Raw genomic sequence first — 18,753 nt, 5'->3', positions numbered from 1 at the left:
GTATATAATATAAAAAAATAGTATATGAAAAATTACGGAAATCCGAACAAATGGACATTAGAGAAAAATTTAAATTAATTCGAAAACAAAGAAAAATCTCCTTAAGAGAACTTGGGAATATCGCTGGTTCTGCTTCGAGTATTTCTGATTTTGAAAATGGGAAAACCAATCTATCCAATGATATATTGCTTCAATTATTGGGGTACATGATTGTGGAGATTAATGAGATCTTTGATTGGAGTGATTTCCATAGTGCTGAGTTTTTAACCTTGAAAAAACGAATGGATGAGGCAATGGAAAACTCGGATTGGCCATCACTTCTTCAAATAAAAAATGATTTGCAAGAATTAGCGATCTCAAAGCATCAATACATTTACCACATCCTCTCCCTCGTTTTAGAGATTATCATTGCAGAAAAACAGCACAAAACCGTTTCACAGCAGGCAATAAATGAACTGACGGATTACTTTTTTTCATTAGATTATTGGACCAATCTTGACATTGGGTTAATGGGAAGTGTGGTCTCCTATTTCACAACTGAGGCTATTGTTCTCTTTACGGATACAATTTTGGAAAATACACCGGACAAACTTAAGAACAATCTAGATCGAATCAAAATCGATACGATTTTAAATTTAGTATCTGTCTTAATCAGTAGAAAAGAAAAAAGTGCTAGCAAACAACTGCTAACACTTCTATTCGAAAAACATTTCCCTAACTATTTTGCATTTCAAAAATTATACTTACTAGAATTAAAGGCCATCTATCAAAGTATTTGGGAAGATCCAAAGCAAGGGAGATCTCTCCATAATGATGTGATCCATTCGGTTTCATTGTTGCTTTCAAAATCCGAAGCACAAGAATGGGATGCCTATTTTCTAGAACTAACTGAACAGTAAAAATATCGTCATCCAATCGAAACTATTTTATCTGTTTTGCTCTTTTCTTTTATTTCTTCCGATGAAAAAACCAGCCCACTAATTTTTTGAAGACTTGAATCAAGACGAGAGCAAGAACTGCCATGATGGCGCAGATAAGCAGCGTTTGAAGCCTCAAGGGGCTCATGTTAAAGAATTTTCCTAGAATACTACTTGATACCATAAAAGCCAGGATATTTCCTAGAAGAACCAGTCTCTTGTAGTGATTGAGAGGCTGAGATTCTTGATAGATGATGGCAAAACCGACGAAGGCCATCAAGCAGATGGCTGCACTCGAGAGCTCTTCCGATTTCATACCAAATGCTGAAGAGAATAAAACCAGACTAAAGATCAGTATAAAATCCGTCAAGGCTGCAGGCAAGGCATGTTTAAAGACCGTTTCGATAAAGCGTCCCTTGATGCGCTCACTGTTAGGCTCAAGCGCCAAGAAGAATCCTGGAATCCCAATCGTAAAGCCACTGATCAAGGACATCTGCGAGGGCATGATGGGATAGGTAAAGGCTAAGAGCATCACTGAGATGGCCAACAAAATGGAGAAGATATTCTTGATCAAAAAGAGACTAGCTGATCGCTGAATATTATTGACCACCCGGCGACCTTCTGCCACGATAGACGGCATCTTTCCAAAGTCAGAATCCAGTAAGACCACTTGCGCCATCTTTTTGGTCGCATCATTTCCAGATTCCATCGCAATACTACAATCCGCTGTTTTTAAGGCTAAAATATCGTTGACACCATCTCCGGTCATAGCGACCTTGTGTCCTTTTGCCTGCAAGCCTTCTACAAGGCTTTTCTTTTGCTCTGGTGTCACCCGACCAAAGACCGTATACTGACTCGCCGCTTGGTGCAAATCTTCTTCCGTCCGCAAGGTTCTGGCATCAATCAGATATTCTGCTCCTTCAATGCCTGCTTTTTGTGCAATAGCTGAGACGGTAGCAGGGTTGTCCCCTGAAATGACCTTAATGGTCACTCCTTGTTGTTTGAAGTAGGCGAAGGTTTCTTTGGCATTTTTTCTCAAAGGATTGGAGAGAATAATCCAGGCCACCAAATCTACAGGAGCCTCTAACGTCTCTCCAAGGTCTTCTCCCCGATATTTTCCAAAGGCCAAGACCCGATTACCTGCCTGCGTAGCTGGGGTAATCTCTTTTTCAAGCTCAGAGAAGCTCTCTCGTAAAACAAATTCTGGTGCGCCTAATACATAGATCCCCGATTCAAAGGCAATGGCCCCATACTTTTTCTTGGACGTAAAGGGCTGAACGTCCAGGGCCTTCCAAGGCCGGCTGACTGGCGTCTTGTGAAATTTTCGGATCGCATCCATGGTATCGTTTTGATCCATGCTAGCTTCTACATACTGAGCTAGAGCTTCCATGTCTTGAGCGTCTTTAACTGGACGAATTTCTGTCAATTCCATACCAGGCTCTGTAATGGTCCCTGTCTTATCAACACAAAGGACATCCACGCGCGATAAGGTCTCAATCCCCTTCATGCTATTGAGTAGAACCTTTTCCTTGGCCAATCTGACAGCACCCAGAGCCAGCGCCAAGGTCATCAAAAGGTACAAACCTTCTGGAATCATCCCGATCAAGGCTCCGACTGTTGAAGTCACACTGAGCTTAAGGCTGTCACCTAGGCTGATATAGCTCCTAAGAAAAAGGAGGGAACCTAGAGGAATGATAAGGAGACCAATGATCCCTACGATGCGGTTAACCGCATGAACCATATCAGACTCCTCATGGGACTTGACTTGTTTGGCTTCCAAGCTCAATTGGTTGATGTAGGAGTCATTCCCCACTTTTTCCAATCGTGCCAGTCCTTGACCAGCAATCACAAAGCTACCTGACATGAGCGCATCTTGCGCTCCTTTTTTGACCTCATCCGCTTCACCGGTCAATTGCGATTCATCGACTTTTAAGTCGCCCTCCAATAAGACCCCATCCGCATAGATTTGGTCTCCAGCTTGAAAACGAACCAGATCGCCCTCCACCAGCTGATCGATAGGGAGGGCAATTTCTTTGCCTTCGCGAAGAGCAACCGCCTCACTCATATGCAGAAATTGCATCTGACGCAAGATCCGTCTAGAGCGAACTTCTTGTACAATTCCTACCAAGGAGTTGACCACGACAATCGGGACAAACAAGAGATTGTTCCAAGACTTCACAGCTACAAGCAAGACTGCCAAAACCAGGAAAATCAGATTAAAGTAGGTAAAGACATTGTCTCGAATGATCTGTCCTAGGCTTTTTTCTGTCTTGATTGTGACCTTATTTTGCTTGCCCTCTTGGATCTTTTTTGCTACTTCTTCCTGACTGAGTCCTTCTAATTTATTCATTGCTTTCCTCACTCATGTATTTCCAAGGGCAGTCCTTCTGGATCGAAGAAAAATGCCATTTTCTTGCCATCAAAGTCATCGTAGCGAAGGCCTGTGTTTGCGATACCTAGCTGATCCAATCTAGCTAGATACGCCTCCACATCCTCCACTTTAAAGGCCAGATGACGAAGCCCCGCATGCTCTGGCAAGGGGATCTTAGGTCGTTCTGGAGCCGTTGGTTTGATAAAAAGTTCTAAAGTCAATTGCCCCTGACGGAGATTGATCAAGATATCTCCGCGTTCAGGACGGTCATATTCACTGACAATCGCAAAGCCCAACTGGTCCACATAGAAATGCAACATGGCATCGCGATCCCGTCCAATGATGGCAATATGATGAATCATGTCTAACTTCATCTGGTCCTACTTTCTATTTTCTATAAAAAGAAAAGGGAGTGGGGCAAGTGCCCTCTTCCCCCTAGACTGATTGTTGCAGTACTTTCCGAGGTTTGGTTCCTTCAGCAGGACCGATCACACCGGCTGCTTCCAACTCTTCCATGAGGCGAGTCGCTCGGTTAAAGCCAACTGACAAGCGACGCTGAATCATCGACGCACTGGCTTTTTGAGTTTCAACCACGAGCGCCTTGGCCTCTTCAAAGAGAGGATCGCCTTCATCAGAGCCACCCATGCCTCCGTCAAAGTCTGACTCGGATACTTCGCCTGGATCAAAGGCATCATCATAATCGGCTTCTGCCTGCTCCTTGACAAAGTTGACAATCCGCTCCACATCATCATCTGAGATAAAGGAGCCTTGCAGACGAATCGGGTGGTTTTCATCAATCGGTTTAAAGAGCATGTCTCCACGACCGAGCAATTTCTCTGCTCCATTTTCATCCAAGATGGTCCGTGAGTCAGTCCCGGATGATACCGCAAATGCAACACGAGAAGGCACATTGGCCTTGATCAAACCTGAGATAACGTCAACCGATGGCCGTTGGGTCGCAAGGATCATATGGATCCCTGCTGCACGCGCCTTTTGTCCAAGGCGAATAATGGCATCTTCCACTTCTTTACTTGCGACCATCATCAAGTCTGCCAACTCATCGACAATGACCACAATCAATGGAAGTGGTACTTGCTTCATCTCAGACTGGGCATTGTACTCAGCAACCTTGGCATTAAAGCCAGCAATGTTCCGAGCCCCCACTTTTGAGAAGAGCTCGTAGCGATTTTCCATCTCATCGACAACCTTCTGCAAGGCCCGACTAGCCTTGCGTGGATTGGTCACCACTGGAATCAAAAGGTGAGGAATATCATTGTAAACAGAAAGCTCCACCATCTTAGGATCGACCATCATAAATTTGACTTCGTCCGGACGGGCCTTCATCAAGATACTCGAAATAATCCCATTAACCGCAACCGACTTACCAGATCCGGTCGAACCAGCTACCAAGAGGTGAGGCATTCGGGCCAAATCAAAGGTCCGAGCTGAACCATCTACAGCTTTCCCAAGAGGAATCTCAAGGAGTTTAGCTGGGTCTGTCTTCGACTGCTCCCACAATTCACGGAAGGAAACCGTCGCAATCTCAGAGTTGGGCACTTCAATCCCGACCAGAGACTTCCCTGGAATCGGCGCTTCGATTCGCACATCCTTGGCTGCCAAGGCTAGGGCCAAATCATCTGCAAGGTTGGAGATGCGGTTAACCCGCACACCGACAGCTGGCTTGACTTCATACTTGGTAACCGAAGGACCGATTTCCGCCCGCTCCACTGTCGCCTTGATGTTAAAGCTAGCAAAGGTTTCTTCCAAAATGCGGATGTTCTGGCGAACGATGTTTTTCTCTTTGGATTGATTTTTGGGCTTATCAGGCGAAAATAGATCAATGGTTGGAAGCTTGTACTGAAGGAGTTCCTTAGGTGTAAAATCTACTTGAACTTCCTCCCCATCGTCTTCAAATTCTTGGGCTACTGGAAGTTCTTCGTGTGATTCAGGCTCTTCCGGCCATTCTTCATCTGGCAGATAGATCTCTGGTGTTGCTGGTGCAACAATCTCAGCTTCTGGGAAGGACTCTGTAAACGGCTCTTCCGCCAACACCTCTCCCGTTTCAGGATCTACAGGATGCCCTTCCATTGACAAAGGACTTGAAAGGTCTGCCCTTGCTTCTTTTTGCTCTCTTTCAGCAGCCGAAGCTTCCTCAGCAGCTCTCGCTTCTTTTTCAAGGAATTTCTGCTCACGGACCTCTTTTCTTTTTTCCATAGAAGCGTGGATAGCTTCTGAAGCTTTTTCAAATAGGTCATAGATGGAGTAAGGGCTCATCAAGAGGATCCCCAAACCGATAAAGAGAAGGCCAATAAAATAAGAGCCAATATTTGAAAAGAGGAAGGAAGTCGGAGCATAGAGAAGGGCACCGATTATACCCCCACCAGCAAAGCTCTCCACCCTCAAGTGAAGCAGGTCTGCTATGATTCTTGAAAAGGTGACCTTGACCCCATTATTGTCTAATTGAAGGGAGGATACAAAGAAGGCCTGAAACATCAAGAGAAGCCCTACAAAAAAGCTGAGAAAGCCTGAGATAATCCCCTCGTGTTTGTCCAGCCATTTAAAAGCGTAGAGGTAGAAAAAGGTCGCTAAAATAGCCAAATAAGCTAAACTTCCGACAAAAAGACGGATCAGGTTGTAAGCTAAGACTCCCACAGCCCCTAATTTCAAGGCCGCAAAGACTAAAACCAGACTGATGAGAATGGTTGTAATCATGCGATGAATCGCTTTTTTTCTTTCTAATTCTGCTTTGGACAGTCGTCTCGTCGACCGTGTTTTTTTTGATTGATTATTGTTTGCCATAACCTTTATTATACCACATTTCTAAGCTAGTTCTCTAGTAAAATCATTTCCGAAAATTTAGAGCAGAAAGCAGAAAAACAGCACCGAGTGGGCACTGTTCTTTAGAGCTGTTTAGAAAGATGTTCAATGACGTTCAAATTCCAAAATGGATCTTACTCAGATTTTTTATTCTCCGGTGTGATGGTATCTAGAACTTGGTCGAATTTTTGCTCTCTTTCTAATTCGTTATCCATTTGAATGATATCAATTTGATCTTGTAAATTTGTCTGTTGGACTTGTGGTTTGTATGACGAGACAAATCCTACTCCAATCACCAAGAGATTCGCTCCAAGGACACAAAGCCTTTTGGCATGCCAATCCATTGGCAAGGGAATTTTCGCTCGGAAACCTGATTTCTTGATCCAATCCGGATGGTCTCGCATCACACGATTTGCTGCCATCAGAGACTTCATGTAGCCAAAGAGCGCAATGACCGTTGTCAAACCAATACCCCGAAAACGATTCTGATTGGACGGAGAAACATGGTTCACATCCATAAGGACCATTCCCGTAATCACAAAAATAATGACCAGTAATAAGCCCAAAGATCTCCAAAGACCTTCTCTGCGGTAACATTTCAATTCATCAAACGACATCTCGTTAAAATTCTTATCCATTTTTTAATAACTCCTTGTGTCTCTTCAAGTACTTCTTCCCATACCACTCTTCTAAAGACTTGCCTTCCCATTCGCGGTATTCTTCAGGATATTTCCATTTGTAGAAAGCCAGTAAGTAAGTTGGAAATTCGATAAAAATCAGCAAAAAAAGAAAAGCAATATTCATTATAATCCAGATTGTTAAAACTCCCAAGACTCCCATCGAATCTGAAACATTAATAGAAAAACTTTTTAATATAAAATTGGTAATAACAGCAAGTCCTAAAACACCTCCTCCATAAGTTATTATCTTTTTAGATATTTTGCTATGAAGAGTAGGTTCATTCCTTTCTCCATACATCGTTTCCCTGATGCTGTTGATTTCAAAAGAGACCATAAAAAGAGATAAAATAAACGTACATACTAAAATACCAATAATGACCCAGACAGATAGAATTGATAAACAAATATCAATCATTAGAAGGTTAAATTCAAGACCTAACCAAACAATATAAGTTAAAACGTGAAAATGATTACGATAAGGTAGTATGTAGGCCCTTTTCAGTCCTTTTCCAACCAATATAATAAATAACCAAAGTAAAAAGCAAATTAAATAAACATCGGCTGTCAATATTGGGGATCCTGAAATAGGGAATCTTAAATCCTTGGAATCAGAATCATGCAAGGAAAGTGAAAAAACAAAAATCATAAAATTTAAAAATATTGGACCAATCATAACCCCGATCAGATTCCAGATATGTAAACTTATTGTAGCTTTTCCCTCTTTATAATATTTTTCTAGCTTAGAAAAAACATCGCTAGTCTGATATTGTACAAAGCTATCATCCTGTATATTTAAACTCTCTTCAAAACTAGCTTTAAAGATTGATTTCTTCATTCTTATCTTTCAATAACTCCTTGTGTTTGTTCAAGTACTTCTTCCCATACCACTCTTCCAGCGATTTTCCTTCGAACTCGCGATATTCCTCTGAATATTTATTTCGATAATAACCATACAGTGAATATGGTAACATCATCACTACTAACATACCCAAAGTGATAATATTTCCAAAAAATACCATTCCTATAAATGATATGGTTCCTAAAAAATCAGCTTTCACTTCCCCAACTTGGGGGAAAAGAAATTTTAGAGCTAACCAACCTACTACTATTAACCCACCTAATCCAGTAATGACTTCGATGAACTTTTGCTGTTTGGCAGTTGCACTAGGATCCTGCACTCCATAAAGACGAGTTTTTAGCGATTTCATTCTAGATTGGATAATCATAAACAATATGATTCCAGTAAGAACATAGAATAGTAACAATCCCAAAATCGTAAGGTATTTACCTATAAATGTGATAAAAAACAGATTTAAGACAAATACCAACCAAATCAGATACAGATTCGAATTCAAGATACTAGTATAAGGAATCTTTGCATCATATTTTCTACGCAGATTTTTTCTACAAGCAAGAAACCACAAAAACCAGCACAAGAAAAACAGCCAAAGTGGATAGAAATTGATCCCCCAGGTATCAAATGGTGCATCAGGATCAGGATGATGAATTTCCGACTCCATTAATGCAGAAAATCCAAACATGAACAGTATGCCCATAAATGAAAATAGTTTCCTCGCAATACTAAATGGCTTTGTGTAGATTTTGCGACTATTTGTGTCCTTGACCATATAATCGATAAAACCATCATGACGCAAACGACGGCTCTCATAAAAACTGCCCCTAAAGATTGATTTCTTCATTCTTATCTTCCAATAACTCCTTATATTTTTTCAGGCTCTTTCAATTAATCTCTATTTCGATTGGAGGATTTACAGATGACTGTCTTCATCCTTCAAGTATTGTTGAGCCTTTCGAACGATATAGAGCGACTCATCTTCTGAGACTAACTTGTGAAAGAGATCATTTGCTCTATGCTTATCTCCTTTAAGAGTGGCATTCAAGGCTTGGTAGTAGATGATTTCCAACTGCTGGTACTTGAAGTCATTGCTTAAGTCTTCAAAATAATCATTGCTTTGGTGCGCAATGGTTAAATCATAAAGAGCGAAACAGACCTCTTTTGTTTTCTCAGCCAGTGTAGGGTCTGTAATGGTCAATCCATTTAACTGAGCCTCTAGCTCTTCTCTAGACAAATCAGGATCTGTCAGGACCGTTGATCGCATTAGATAACTTTCAAAAAAGTTCGTATATTTCTGTGGATAATCCGTCTGATTGATTGCTTCTCTAGCTTCCTTTATGACAGCATCGAAATCTCCCATCATAAAAGAATAGGCGACCGATGTTAGCTTCATATCTATCTGTAAAATGGGCTTTTTCACATTCTTGTTCAACTGAAGGTATTGCTGCCAAAAAGCTAAATCTAAGTCTACATGCAGCAAGGTGTTGCACTTGTTGGTGTAGCTCTTCTTAAGCAATTGGATGAATAAAAACAAGCCTGCAAGGACCAATAAGAGACCAGCAGTCTGAAGAAGAGTATCTCTGACCACGAAACCAATGCAAATAATCAGAAGCATTGCTAACAAGCCAGCAGATCTAATATAGAGTCTATAGTTTTTGCGTAGTGCTTTATAATCCAATTTGTATCCTCCCATTCATGATACGATTTTTGAGGGAATTCGTTCATTTTCCAACAAAACAACTTATCTCCCATCATACCGGATTTCATCCCTATATGCAACTTCCTTCTTAATTAGTGATTTACTCCAAAAAGAAAACACCCTTACGGGTGAATATTGCTTTAAAGGATTAAGAAAACTATTTCTTTTCCAAAATTTTTAAATAGTGTGTTTTCTTGAATTGACCACATAATGTTAATAAAACAAAGAAATACCACATCAAAAAACTTATAAACAATAACAGAAAGCTTCCGAAGGTAAGATATAAGATGGATAATCCTAAGGTGATGAGTCCAAAAACAAGAATTAGCAAATAGGTTTTCAATCCATTTGACTTCTGTACTTGAAAATAATGCTCAGGTATTTCATAAGGAATGACATTCACTGTATATTTTTGTTTTCTGTGTTTCAATTGCCATATAGCGATGACAAACATCAATCCGAACGATAGCACTAGTGGAATGAGCCCATGAAAGGATAATCGATCCGTTAACAGATAAATACCATAAAAAGATACGGTGCTCGGAGTAAATATAATGGGAAACGGAACACTTTTTCCGACATATAGCTGATTCTCCTCAGGGGAATAAAATACGGTTTTTTCTAGATTCCCTTGATCTGCACCGAATTCAACCAAATCGTGTAAAGGGAATTGTTGTCGATCCTTCGATGCTAATACAATTTGTTCAAAGTCCACTTCCGTAGGCTCCTGCTCAAGAGCTATATTTGCTTCTACTTGGGCTTGAAGATGCTCTTGATAATACTTCAGTAATTCTTTATTTTTTCGTTTCGTACCAAGGAATTTCAGTGTAATTGAACGACCAGAAGTCCCATGCCCCATGACCTTTCCTTCCACATAAATTGGATAATGGGTGATCCCTCGCGTCGAGTCCTTTTCTCCTAAACGGACCACAATGGTTAATGGATCTAGACGATAGCGCTTGAAATTGCGATCTACCACTATTTCCGATTTCTTAACGATTAGTCTTCCCATCGATGAAAAAGAAATCCATCCAACTGTCACAAGAAGTAAACAAGTAGCAAATAATACTTTTAAGTTTTCAAAAAAATTATCTTCAATCAGTAATTGGATGACAGCGATGAGCATCGACATTGCCATAAAGATCAAAAAATACAGTGAACTTCTCGAGTAAATATAAAATTTACGTGGTTGTTTCATTTATGACGTTCTTCCTCAATAAAAAATCTATTTCACATTTCTAAAAGCACCTCCCATCATACCGAATTATCCATCTATATGCAACTTCCTTCTTAATTAGTGATTTATCAAGCGTTGTCAATCTTTAACCGATTCTAGTGAATAGAGATTTCCGTCTAAATTTGAAAGTATCGCAAAATTAAGGTACAATAGAGGAAGACAACGATGTTGGAAAGGAAGAATATGAAAAAATTAATCGCCCTACTATTATTTTCTGGCTTGGCTTTGACAGCTTGTTCGTCCAATAAGACAGACGCTAGCTCTTCAAGCTCAAGCAAAGAAAAGACCGAGCAGACATCAACTTCTAGTTCTAGTGAAAAAGATCAAAAGAAATTAGAACAACTGCGCAAAGATTTTAACGATGCCATGACAAATGAAAATGCGGTCTTCCCACAACTATCAACTGACGTGGCTGAAGACGAAGCAGAGGTTAAAATCACGACAACTGAAGGGGATATTACTGTGAAGCTCTTCCCTAAATATGCCCCACTTGCAGTTGAGAACTTCTTGACCCATGCAAAAGAAGGTTACTTCAATGGCTTACTTTTCCACCGTGTCATCAACAACTTTATGATCCAAACGGGTGACCCTAAAGGAGACGGTACGGGTGGCGAATCCATCTGGAAGGGCAAAGACAAATCTAAAGATTCAGGTACTGGTTTTGAGAATGAGTATTCTCCATACCTTTACAATCTTCGTGGAGCCCTTGCCATGGCCAATTCTGGTCCAAATACCAACGGTAGTCAATTCTATATCAACCAAAATAAGGAAGATATTTCTAGCAAGCTCCCGACTGACCGCTTCCCAGCTAAGATCATCGATGCTTATAAAAATGGTGGAAATCCAACCCTTGATGGTGGCAACTACACTGTCTTTGGCCAAGTGATCGATGGCATGGATGTGGTGGATAAAATCGCAGCTGCCGAAACCGATAATAAGGACAAACCAAAAACAGATATCAAGATTGAAAAAATCGAGATCTTAAAAGACTATAATTTCAAGAAATAATGAAAAGAGAACCGCACGGTTCTCTTTTTCTATCAAATATAAATTTTTCTTAGAAACTTTCCTTAGGTGAGTACGGACGTCAGCGAACTTCTGCGAAGTTCCATGACTAATTATTGAGCCTAAGGTCTCAATAATTCCGTGTGCCTGAAACAAATCGGTTTCAGGCACTTTTCTCACGGCGGAAAGTTTCGGTCATTACTCGACTAAATTTAAAAATAGAATCATTTTGATCTTTTGAATTACTTGTGCCGCTTTATGTAAACAACAAAATTTCTTCATTCTAAAAAGCGAGACAAGTTTCTCTTTTTGTGTTTACGTTAATTCATTAAAGTCCCAGATTTGATCCATCCAACCTTCATAGAAATCTGGCTCGTGGCAAACCATCAGGATCGATCCCTTGTATTCTTTCAGGGCCCGTTTCAATTCATCTTTAGCATCCACATCCAAGTGATTGGTTGGTTCGTCCAAGACCAAGACATTGTTTTCACGGTTCATGAGGAGACAGAAACGTACTTTAGCTTGCTCTCCACCGGATAAGACCTGAATTTGGCTCTCGATATGCTTGGTGGTCAACCCACAGCGGGCAAGGGCTGCACGAACCTCTGCTTGGTTGAGAGCTGGAAAGGCATTCCAGACTGCTTCAAGCGGTGTCTGACGATTGCCCCCTTCGACCTCTTGCTCGAAATAGCCAAGTTCTAGGTAATCTCCACGTTCTACTTCCCCAGCGATCGGTGGGATGATTCCTAAAAGACTCTTCAAGAGAGTGGTTTTCCCAATCCCGTTGGCACCAATGATGGCTACCTTTTGATTGCGCTCAAAGGTCAAGTTCAAAGGCTTGGTCAAAGGACGGTCATACCCAATCTGGAGCTCCTTAGCCTGGAAGATAAAGCGTCCTGGAGTCCGGGCATTTTTAAAGTCAAAAGAGGGTTTTGGTTTCTCACTTTGCAGTTCAATGAGTTCCATCTTGTCCAGCTTCTTCTGACGAGACATAGCCATATTCCGTGTAGCCACACGCGCCTTATTACGGGCTACGAAATCTTTCAAATCAGCAATCTCTTTTTGCTGACGCTCATAAGCAGCTTCTAATTGCGACTTCTTCATTTCATAGACTTCAAGGAATTGGTAGTAGTCTCCTGAATAGCGAGTCAACTGCTGATTTTCTACATGGTAGACGATATTGATCACATCGTTCAAGAAAGGAATATCGTGGGAAATGAGGACAAAGGCATTTTCATAATTTTGCAAATAGCGCTTGAGCCAATCAATGTGCTCTGCATCCAAGTAGTTGGTCGGCTCGTCTAGTAGCAAGATATCAGGTTTTTCTAGTAAGAGTTTGGCCAAGAGGACCTTGGTCCGTTGCCCACCTGATAAGGAAGTCACATCCGTCTCCATCCCAAAATCTATGACCCCAAGAGCCCGCGCCACTTCATCGATCTTGGCATCCAAGGTATAAAAATCACGACTTTCTAGACGCTCTTGGAGTTCTCCAACCTCTTCCATGAGAGCATCAACATCAGCTCCGTCTTCTGCCATGGCCATATAGAGGTCATTGATCCGAGCTTCTGCTGTGAACAACTCATCAAAAGCTGTCCGCAAGACATCGCGCACCGTTTGTCCTTCTTTTAGGACAGCGTGTTGGTCTAGGTAACCAGCGGTCACATACTTAGACCACTCGACCTTTCCTTCATCAGGCAACATCTTGCCTGTCACAATGCTCATGAAGGTCGATTTTCCTTCACCATTGGCCCCGACCAGACCGATATGCTCTCCCTTTAGCAAACGGAAGGACACATCCTCAAAAATCGCACGATCCCCAAAACCGTGACTCAAATTTTTCACTTCTAAAATACTCATGCTTGACTCTCTTTCATTGATTTCACTCGTATGATTATATCATCTTCACTGCAAAATGAAAAGGGAGCCCAACTCCCTTTTCTCTTACAAACCTAAGTCTGCGTATGGTTTCCGGTAGCCTACTTGAACCACTTTTCCGTCTTTGACAAGTAGGGGGCGCTTGATCAACATACCGTCGCTAGCCAAAAGATCCGCTGCTTCTTTCACTGTCAGTTGATCCACCTTATCTTTCAAACCGAGTTCCCGGTATTTTATCCCGCTAGTATTAAAGAAAGACTTGATTGGTAGGCCAGATGCTGCCATCCAGTCTTGCAATTCTTTGCTAGTCGGTGTTTCTGTAACAATATTTTGGCTTTGAAACTCACATTTGAGACCGTCCAATTCTGATTTAGCCTTTCGACAAGTCGAACATTTTGGGTATTCAATAAAGGTATACATCGATTTCATTTCTCCTTCCAGGTAATTCCTTCGTGTTGTAAGAGCCAGCGTTTACGATCGAGTCCAGACGCATAGCCTGTCAATTCTCCATTTTTTCCCATCACACGGTGACAAGGGACTAAAATTGTCAAGGGATTGCGTCCAACAGCTTGTCCCACTGCTTGGGCTGAACCACAAGAAAGATCCTGGGCAAGCTGGCCATAGGTTTTGGTCTCACCATAGGGGATCTCTCGCAATAACTGCCATACCCGCTCTTGAAAGGCTGTCCCTTGCGGTGCTAGTGGAAAGCTGATGGCAATCGGATCCCCTGCAAAATAATGGTCCAACCACTCCTTCACCTTCTCATGGTAGGGATGGAACTGCTCCAGCGCCCCGTAGGGATCAGACTCCTCCTCTTTCGGATCATAAAAATCAAGTTCTACAAGGCCTTCTTTACTGACAATGATCGAAAGAAGTCCCATAGGGCTTTCATAGAATTGTTTAAGATAAAGAGTCATTGGAGGCTGCTTCTGCTCTTTGGTCCCAGCGGTCCTCTTCTGAGACCACTTGGAATAAACTGGTTTCTGCTTTTCGTTTGATCTTTTGATAAGCCAGACGGACGCCATCAATTGGGACCTTTCCACAATAGTGGTAACCCAATTTTTCAAGCAAATGTTGCATGACCAGATTATCCGGATGCGTATCGCAACGGAAATCAGGCCCTTTTTCTCCTTCGATCAAGCCTTGAAGGAAGGTCTGAGCCACCCCTTTCCCAGCAGCTTCTTTGGCCACAGCGACACGGTGAAACGTGATATACATATAGTTGTCATGCTCCCACTTGCCATCGTAAATCTCATTATAGGCTGCTTCATTTCCCTTGTGGACGGCTGCATAGGCGACGACTTCCTGATCTTCAACGGCTACATAGCCACGACTTTCTAGAATATCCTCAAAAATGATCTCTTCATCTGGATAACCATCCTGCCACTGATCAACCTGTCTTTGAGCCAGGCTTTCCTTAGCATCTTGGATGATTTCCATAATTCGTTGGATCTCATTGGGATAAGCCATTCTAATTTCCATCCTGCACCTGTCCTTTCTTATTCTTGGTGGTACTGAGCATAGAGCTCACTCTTTTGTAGGCCATAATGTTTGGCGACCTGTTTAATGGCTTGATTTTTCTTCATGCCGTCTTTGACCAAAGCATCGATCTCTTGGATTAAGTCTACCTCTTCTAGGTCTAGATCTTCTTCCTTGGCTCCTTCGACGATCAAGAGGCACTCCCCTTTGAGGGGATTTTCTTCAAGAAATGCGACTAACTCTGAAATGCTGCCACGAGTATATTCTTCGTAGATCTTGGTCAATTCACGAACCAAGACAACCGGACGATCCCCATAGACAGCCAACATATTCTCTAAGGTTGCTTTCACCCGATGAGGCGACTCATAAAAAATCTGGGTCTCCGGATAGGCCACTTTTTCTTGGAAAAAGGCTTTTTGTTGCCCCTCTTTGCGAGGTAGAAATCCATAAAAAATATGGGGTTGTGGTGCTAGGCCACTGGCAATCAAGCCTGTAATCCCTGCACTTGGACCAGGAACAGCTACGACAGGAATCTCGCGTTCAATCGCTGCCTTGACCAAATCATGACCAGGATCAGAGATACTAGGGAGTCCTGCATCTGAGACCTGTGCCAAATCTTTTCCAGATTCTAAATGGGCGATCAGATCTGGAATTTTCTCCTGGGCATTATGCTCATGAAAGCTAGTCTGGGGAGTCCCAATCTCAAAATGCTTGAGCAAGAGACCTGTATTTCTGGTATCCTCAGCTGCGATCAAGTCCACATCCTTTAAGGTCTGGACCATGCGGTAACTCATATCCTCGCGGTTACCGATCGGTGTTGGGACTAGGTAGAGGACCCCTGTTTTCTTTTCCCCTTTAAAACTTCGTTGGATCTGCATGCTTACTCCCTAAATAACAACTCGTCACAAAACATACACTCTTCATCGTTCTCACGGCGTTGACCATAGGAATAGGTGCAAATGTGAAAACCATCATTGTAAATTCGTTGCAAATTTTCACGACCATGGTGTTGAGATTTAGCCGATGAAGTCTTTTCAACTTCCCCCAAGCGCTCTCTCAATTTGTCATTTTCTAGACGAAGAGCTGTATTTTCTTCGATCACTTCTTTTAAATTTTTCTTGATAGCTTCGACCTCAGCCAAGGTGACCAGCAAATTCTGTGAAAAGCCGTCTAAAGCATCAAATAATTCTTTTTTATTCATTCTGTCTCCTTAACTTTCTAAGCTCAAAACCATATATTCCAGAGCATTTTGAAACGGAACATTGGCCCTCCACATCTTGCGAGCCAGGCTTAATTTCTCTAACAATTGCTGGGCGCGACTCAAGCGCAACTGCTCTTCTAAAGCCAACTCCATCAATCGAAAAGCCTGGCTTTGTTTTTCCTTATCATCTGTCAAACTCACTAGGCGGGTCACTTCCAAATAGGCGCGATTGTGACTAGATTGGCAACGGTCTATGAACTGCTCGCAAACTTTTGCCAATTCAAAAAATGAGGCATTCTTTTTTTGTAGTTCTGCTTCCTCGAGGCTAAAACTAAAACGAGCCACCAACCTTGCTTGCGATTTAACCAAACCTTCTTTTTCCAAAAGCTCTGTCAAATAGGCTTGATTTTTGGGAAAATGAACCTGCTGGGCACGACTCTTGATGGTGGGGAGGATTAGATTTTCATCAGAGGTCAACAAAAAGAGATAGATCTCACTCTGAGGTTCTTCCATAACTTTCAGGAGGGAATTGGCCGCATTGGTATGCATCTTGTCCGCATCTTGGACGATAAAGACCTGACGACTCCCTTCAAATCCGGACTGTGAAAAATCTTGCACCAGGGCACGAATCCGCTCTGTTTTAATGACTCGATTAACTGGACGCACGATCTTGACATCTGAGAATTCCTCATCCGCAATCAAGCGACAGGACCGGCATTTGCCACAAGGCCAGACTCCTTGCAAGTCTTCGCAAAACTGGCTTTGAGCCAAAAAGAGAGCCATCTCAAAACTGGCAAAAGAGCCTGTAAAGAGATAGGCATGGCTAAGATGTCCATTCTCTAAAATATGGGTGAAGCGATCAACCAATTCTGGCTGAAGCTGTTTCATCTCTTCTAGCTTCATTTTAGAGTCCCCAAGCGTTTTTCTAGAATCGTCAGGACATCTGCCAAGACGGTCTCAAAAGATTGACTGGCATCAATCTTCACAATACGCTCTGGCTCTTTTTCAGCTAAGGCTAGATAGCCCTTTCTTACCTTATAATGAAGCTCTAGTCCTTCCAGATCTAAACGATTGACTTCCCGCTCTTGATTTCGAGCAATCCGAGCTAAGCCTTCTTCCACATCCAAATCAAAGTAGAGGGTCAGATCAGGTTTGAGTCCATCGGTCGCAAATTGATTGAGCCACTCGATGTCCTCCACACTCAGACCACGTCCATAGCCTTGATAAGCCACCGAACTGTCAATAAAGCGATCCATCAAAACGACCTTCCCAGCAGCAAGCGCCGGCAAAACTCGTTCCACCAAATGCTGGCGTCGACTGGCAATATAGAGCAATAACTCCGTCTTAGCGTCCATACTAGTATGGTCTGGATCCAAAATAACCTGACGGATCTTTTCAGCAATGTCGACCCCACCTGGCTCACGCGTAGTGATATAAGGAATTCCTTTTTCTTCCAATAGAGGTAAGATGGCTTCGAGGATCGATGATTTTCCCGCTCCTTCTGGACCTTCGAATGAAATTAATGTACCGTTTACCATAATGACCTCTTTCTGACTTTCTTCTTTTTATTTTACCAAAAATAAGGGTAAAAATCTTGCATTTAAGGATAGAAAATGTTTCAAATACATTTTCATTTTTTCACATTTTTGATACAATATTCTTATAAAGTTTTAGGAGATGAACTATCATGTTTAAACTCAAAAATATTCTGGCGATCATTCTTGGTGCCGGTATTTTTTCATTTGGGATCTATTTCCTTGTGATTCCATTTCACTTTTATGAAGGTGGAGTTACTGGGATTACCTTGATCACCTATTATCTCTTTAAAATCCCCGTATCCCTGATGAACTTACTAATCAATATTCCTTTGTTTGTTCTCGCTTGGAAATTACTAGGTAAGAATTCTCTTTATTTGAGCCTCATTGGAACTTTTTCAGTTTCTGCTTGGATGGCTATTTTTGAGGCAATCCCCATCAGCCACCACTACCATCGTTTCATCTTTCAAGCCTTCAAAGGAGATATCCTCCTTGCCTGTATCGCTTCAGGGGTTATGCTTGGTCTTGGTCTTGGTATCATCTTTAATGCTGGAGGAACTACTGGGGGAACCGATATCCTCGCTCGCATCTTTAATAAATACACTTCCCTCTCAATGGGAAAACTGATGTTAATAGTAGATGCGCTTGTCCTCCTTACAGTTGTCATTGTTTTTAAGGATGTTCGAACAGCCATGTACACACTCTTCTTTATTCTTATTGACACCATGGTCATTGACTTGATTGGAGAGGGTGGTTTTGCCGGCAAAGGCTTCCTCATTGTAACTGCCAAACCAGAAGAGATTGCCCAAAAAGTCACCAAAGATCTCGACCGTGGAGTTACTTTTATTCGAGGAATGGGCTACTATAGCCGCAAAGATTTAAATATCATCTATTGCGTGGTTTCTCGGAATGAAATGAAGCAAATGAAAGATATCATCAGTAAAATCGATCCATTTGCCTTCATCACCATTACAGAAGCCCATGAAATTCTTGGCGAAGGTTTCACCTTAGACGAACAGAAACAACCCATCGTTCGTTAAATAAAAAAACAGAGAGTGGGATAGAAATCGGTCATTCGTTA

At 41.9% G+C, this 18,753-nt stretch carries 19 protein-coding genes; 3 read left to right on the top strand and 16 right to left on the bottom strand.

The window, feature by feature from the left end:
* The first annotated feature begins 50 nt into the window (after positions 1–50).
* Entirely contained in the window at positions 51–899 is an 849-nt protein-coding gene (locus BTU61_RS04975) for a helix-turn-helix domain-containing protein (RefSeq protein ID WP_187540368.1), read from the top strand.
* A gap of 49 nt (positions 900–948) precedes the next feature.
* Here the strand turns inward: BTU61_RS04975 and BTU61_RS04970 are convergent, their stop codons facing one another.
* From BTU61_RS04970 to BTU61_RS04935, 8 genes are all read right to left on the bottom strand, one after another.
* A complete protein-coding gene (locus BTU61_RS04970) occupies positions 949–3,267 on the bottom strand; it encodes an HAD-IC family P-type ATPase (protein ID WP_200772598.1) in 2,319 nt (772 codons plus the stop codon).
* 8 nt (positions 3,268–3,275) lie between these two features.
* Complete coding sequence (gene gloA2, locus BTU61_RS04965) at positions 3,276–3,662, bottom strand: SMU1112c/YaeR family gloxylase I-like metalloprotein (protein WP_200772597.1); 387 nt, start codon at positions 3,660–3,662, stop codon at positions 3,276–3,278.
* 61 nt (positions 3,663–3,723) lie between these two features.
* On the bottom strand, positions 3,724–6,087 hold the full coding sequence (locus BTU61_RS04960; protein WP_200772596.1) for a DNA translocase FtsK: 2,364 nt from the start codon (positions 6,085–6,087) through the stop codon (positions 3,724–3,726).
* Positions 6,088–6,239: 152 nt separating this feature from the next.
* Positions 6,240–6,743 carry a hypothetical protein gene (locus tag BTU61_RS04955; RefSeq protein WP_200772595.1) on the bottom strand — a complete coding sequence of 168 codons (504 nt, stop codon included), beginning with the start codon at positions 6,741–6,743 and terminating at the stop codon, positions 6,240–6,242.
* Positions 6,736–7,620, bottom strand: coding sequence for a hypothetical protein (locus BTU61_RS04950; protein ID WP_200772594.1), 885 nt, complete (start codon positions 7,618–7,620; stop codon positions 6,736–6,738). Before BTU61_RS04950 ends, BTU61_RS04955 begins: the two co-directional genes overlap by 8 nt.
* The gene (locus BTU61_RS04945) at positions 7,601–8,485 is read right to left on the bottom strand and encodes a hypothetical protein (RefSeq protein WP_200772593.1); all 885 of its coding nucleotides are present in this window, start codon (positions 8,483–8,485) and stop codon (positions 7,601–7,603) included. Before BTU61_RS04945 ends, BTU61_RS04950 begins: the two co-directional genes overlap by 20 nt.
* Positions 8,486–8,554: 69 nt before the next feature.
* Positions 8,555–9,319 (bottom strand): hypothetical protein, encoded by a 765-nt coding sequence (locus BTU61_RS04940; RefSeq protein ID WP_200772592.1) that lies wholly within the window; start codon positions 9,317–9,319, stop codon positions 8,555–8,557.
* A 178-nt stretch (positions 9,320–9,497) separates the two neighbouring features.
* On the bottom strand, positions 9,498–10,538 hold the full coding sequence (locus BTU61_RS04935; protein WP_200772591.1) for a hypothetical protein: 1,041 nt from the start codon (positions 10,536–10,538) through the stop codon (positions 9,498–9,500).
* A 222-nt stretch (positions 10,539–10,760) separates the two neighbouring features.
* Between BTU61_RS04935 and BTU61_RS04930 the strand changes: the two genes are divergently transcribed.
* Complete coding sequence (locus BTU61_RS04930; RefSeq protein ID WP_200772590.1) at positions 10,761–11,585, top strand: peptidylprolyl isomerase; 825 nt, start codon at positions 10,761–10,763, stop codon at positions 11,583–11,585.
* Between the two features lie 312 nt (positions 11,586–11,897).
* Here BTU61_RS04930 and BTU61_RS04925 read toward each other — a convergent pair whose 3' ends face one another.
* From BTU61_RS04925 to tmk, 8 genes are all read right to left on the bottom strand, one after another.
* Positions 11,898–13,439, bottom strand: a complete 1,542-nt coding sequence (locus tag BTU61_RS04925) for an ABC-F family ATP-binding cassette domain-containing protein (RefSeq protein ID WP_200772589.1) — start codon at positions 13,437–13,439, stop codon at positions 11,898–11,900.
* 84 nt (positions 13,440–13,523) lie between these two features.
* Positions 13,524–13,877 (bottom strand): arsenate reductase family protein, encoded by a 354-nt coding sequence (locus BTU61_RS04920; protein ID WP_200772680.1) that lies wholly within the window; start codon positions 13,875–13,877, stop codon positions 13,524–13,526.
* A 5-nt stretch (positions 13,878–13,882) separates the two neighbouring features.
* The gene (locus tag BTU61_RS04915) at positions 13,883–14,374 is read right to left on the bottom strand and encodes a methylated-DNA--[protein]-cysteine S-methyltransferase (protein ID WP_200772588.1); all 492 of its coding nucleotides are present in this window, start codon (positions 14,372–14,374) and stop codon (positions 13,883–13,885) included.
* Positions 14,358–14,939, bottom strand: a complete 582-nt coding sequence (locus BTU61_RS04910) for a GNAT family N-acetyltransferase (protein ID WP_200772586.1) — start codon at positions 14,937–14,939, stop codon at positions 14,358–14,360. Before BTU61_RS04910 ends, BTU61_RS04915 begins: the two co-directional genes overlap by 17 nt.
* 17 nt (positions 14,940–14,956) lie before the next feature.
* Positions 14,957–15,814, bottom strand: a complete 858-nt coding sequence (gene rsmI, locus BTU61_RS04905; RefSeq protein WP_200772584.1) for a 16S rRNA (cytidine(1402)-2'-O)-methyltransferase — start codon at positions 15,812–15,814, stop codon at positions 14,957–14,959.
* 2 nt (positions 15,815–15,816) lie between these two features.
* Complete coding sequence (gene yabA / locus BTU61_RS04900; protein WP_187540340.1) at positions 15,817–16,137, bottom strand: DNA replication initiation control protein YabA; 321 nt, start codon at positions 16,135–16,137, stop codon at positions 15,817–15,819.
* A gap of 9 nt (positions 16,138–16,146) precedes the next feature.
* Complete coding sequence (locus BTU61_RS04895; RefSeq protein ID WP_200772582.1) at positions 16,147–17,040, bottom strand: DNA polymerase III subunit delta'; 894 nt, start codon at positions 17,038–17,040, stop codon at positions 16,147–16,149.
* Entirely contained in the window at positions 17,037–17,675 is a 639-nt protein-coding gene (tmk, locus tag BTU61_RS04890) for a dTMP kinase (protein ID WP_200772581.1), read from the bottom strand. Before tmk ends, BTU61_RS04895 begins: the two co-directional genes overlap by 4 nt.
* 149 nt (positions 17,676–17,824) lie before the next feature.
* Here tmk and BTU61_RS04885 point away from each other — a divergent pair, with 149 nt between their 5' ends.
* Positions 17,825–18,712: a YitT family protein gene (locus BTU61_RS04885; protein WP_200772580.1), complete on the top strand. Its 888-nt coding sequence runs from the start codon at positions 17,825–17,827 to the stop codon at positions 18,710–18,712.
* The last annotated feature ends 41 nt before the right edge of the window (positions 18,713–18,753 follow it).

Origin of the sequence: Streptococcus lactarius, assembly GCF_016642265.1 — a bacterium.
Taxonomy (GTDB): domain Bacteria; phylum Bacillota; class Bacilli; order Lactobacillales; family Streptococcaceae; genus Streptococcus; species Streptococcus lactarius.
Note: the sequence above shows the minus strand (reverse complement) of the source record. Positions and strands in the feature narration are given on the sequence as shown.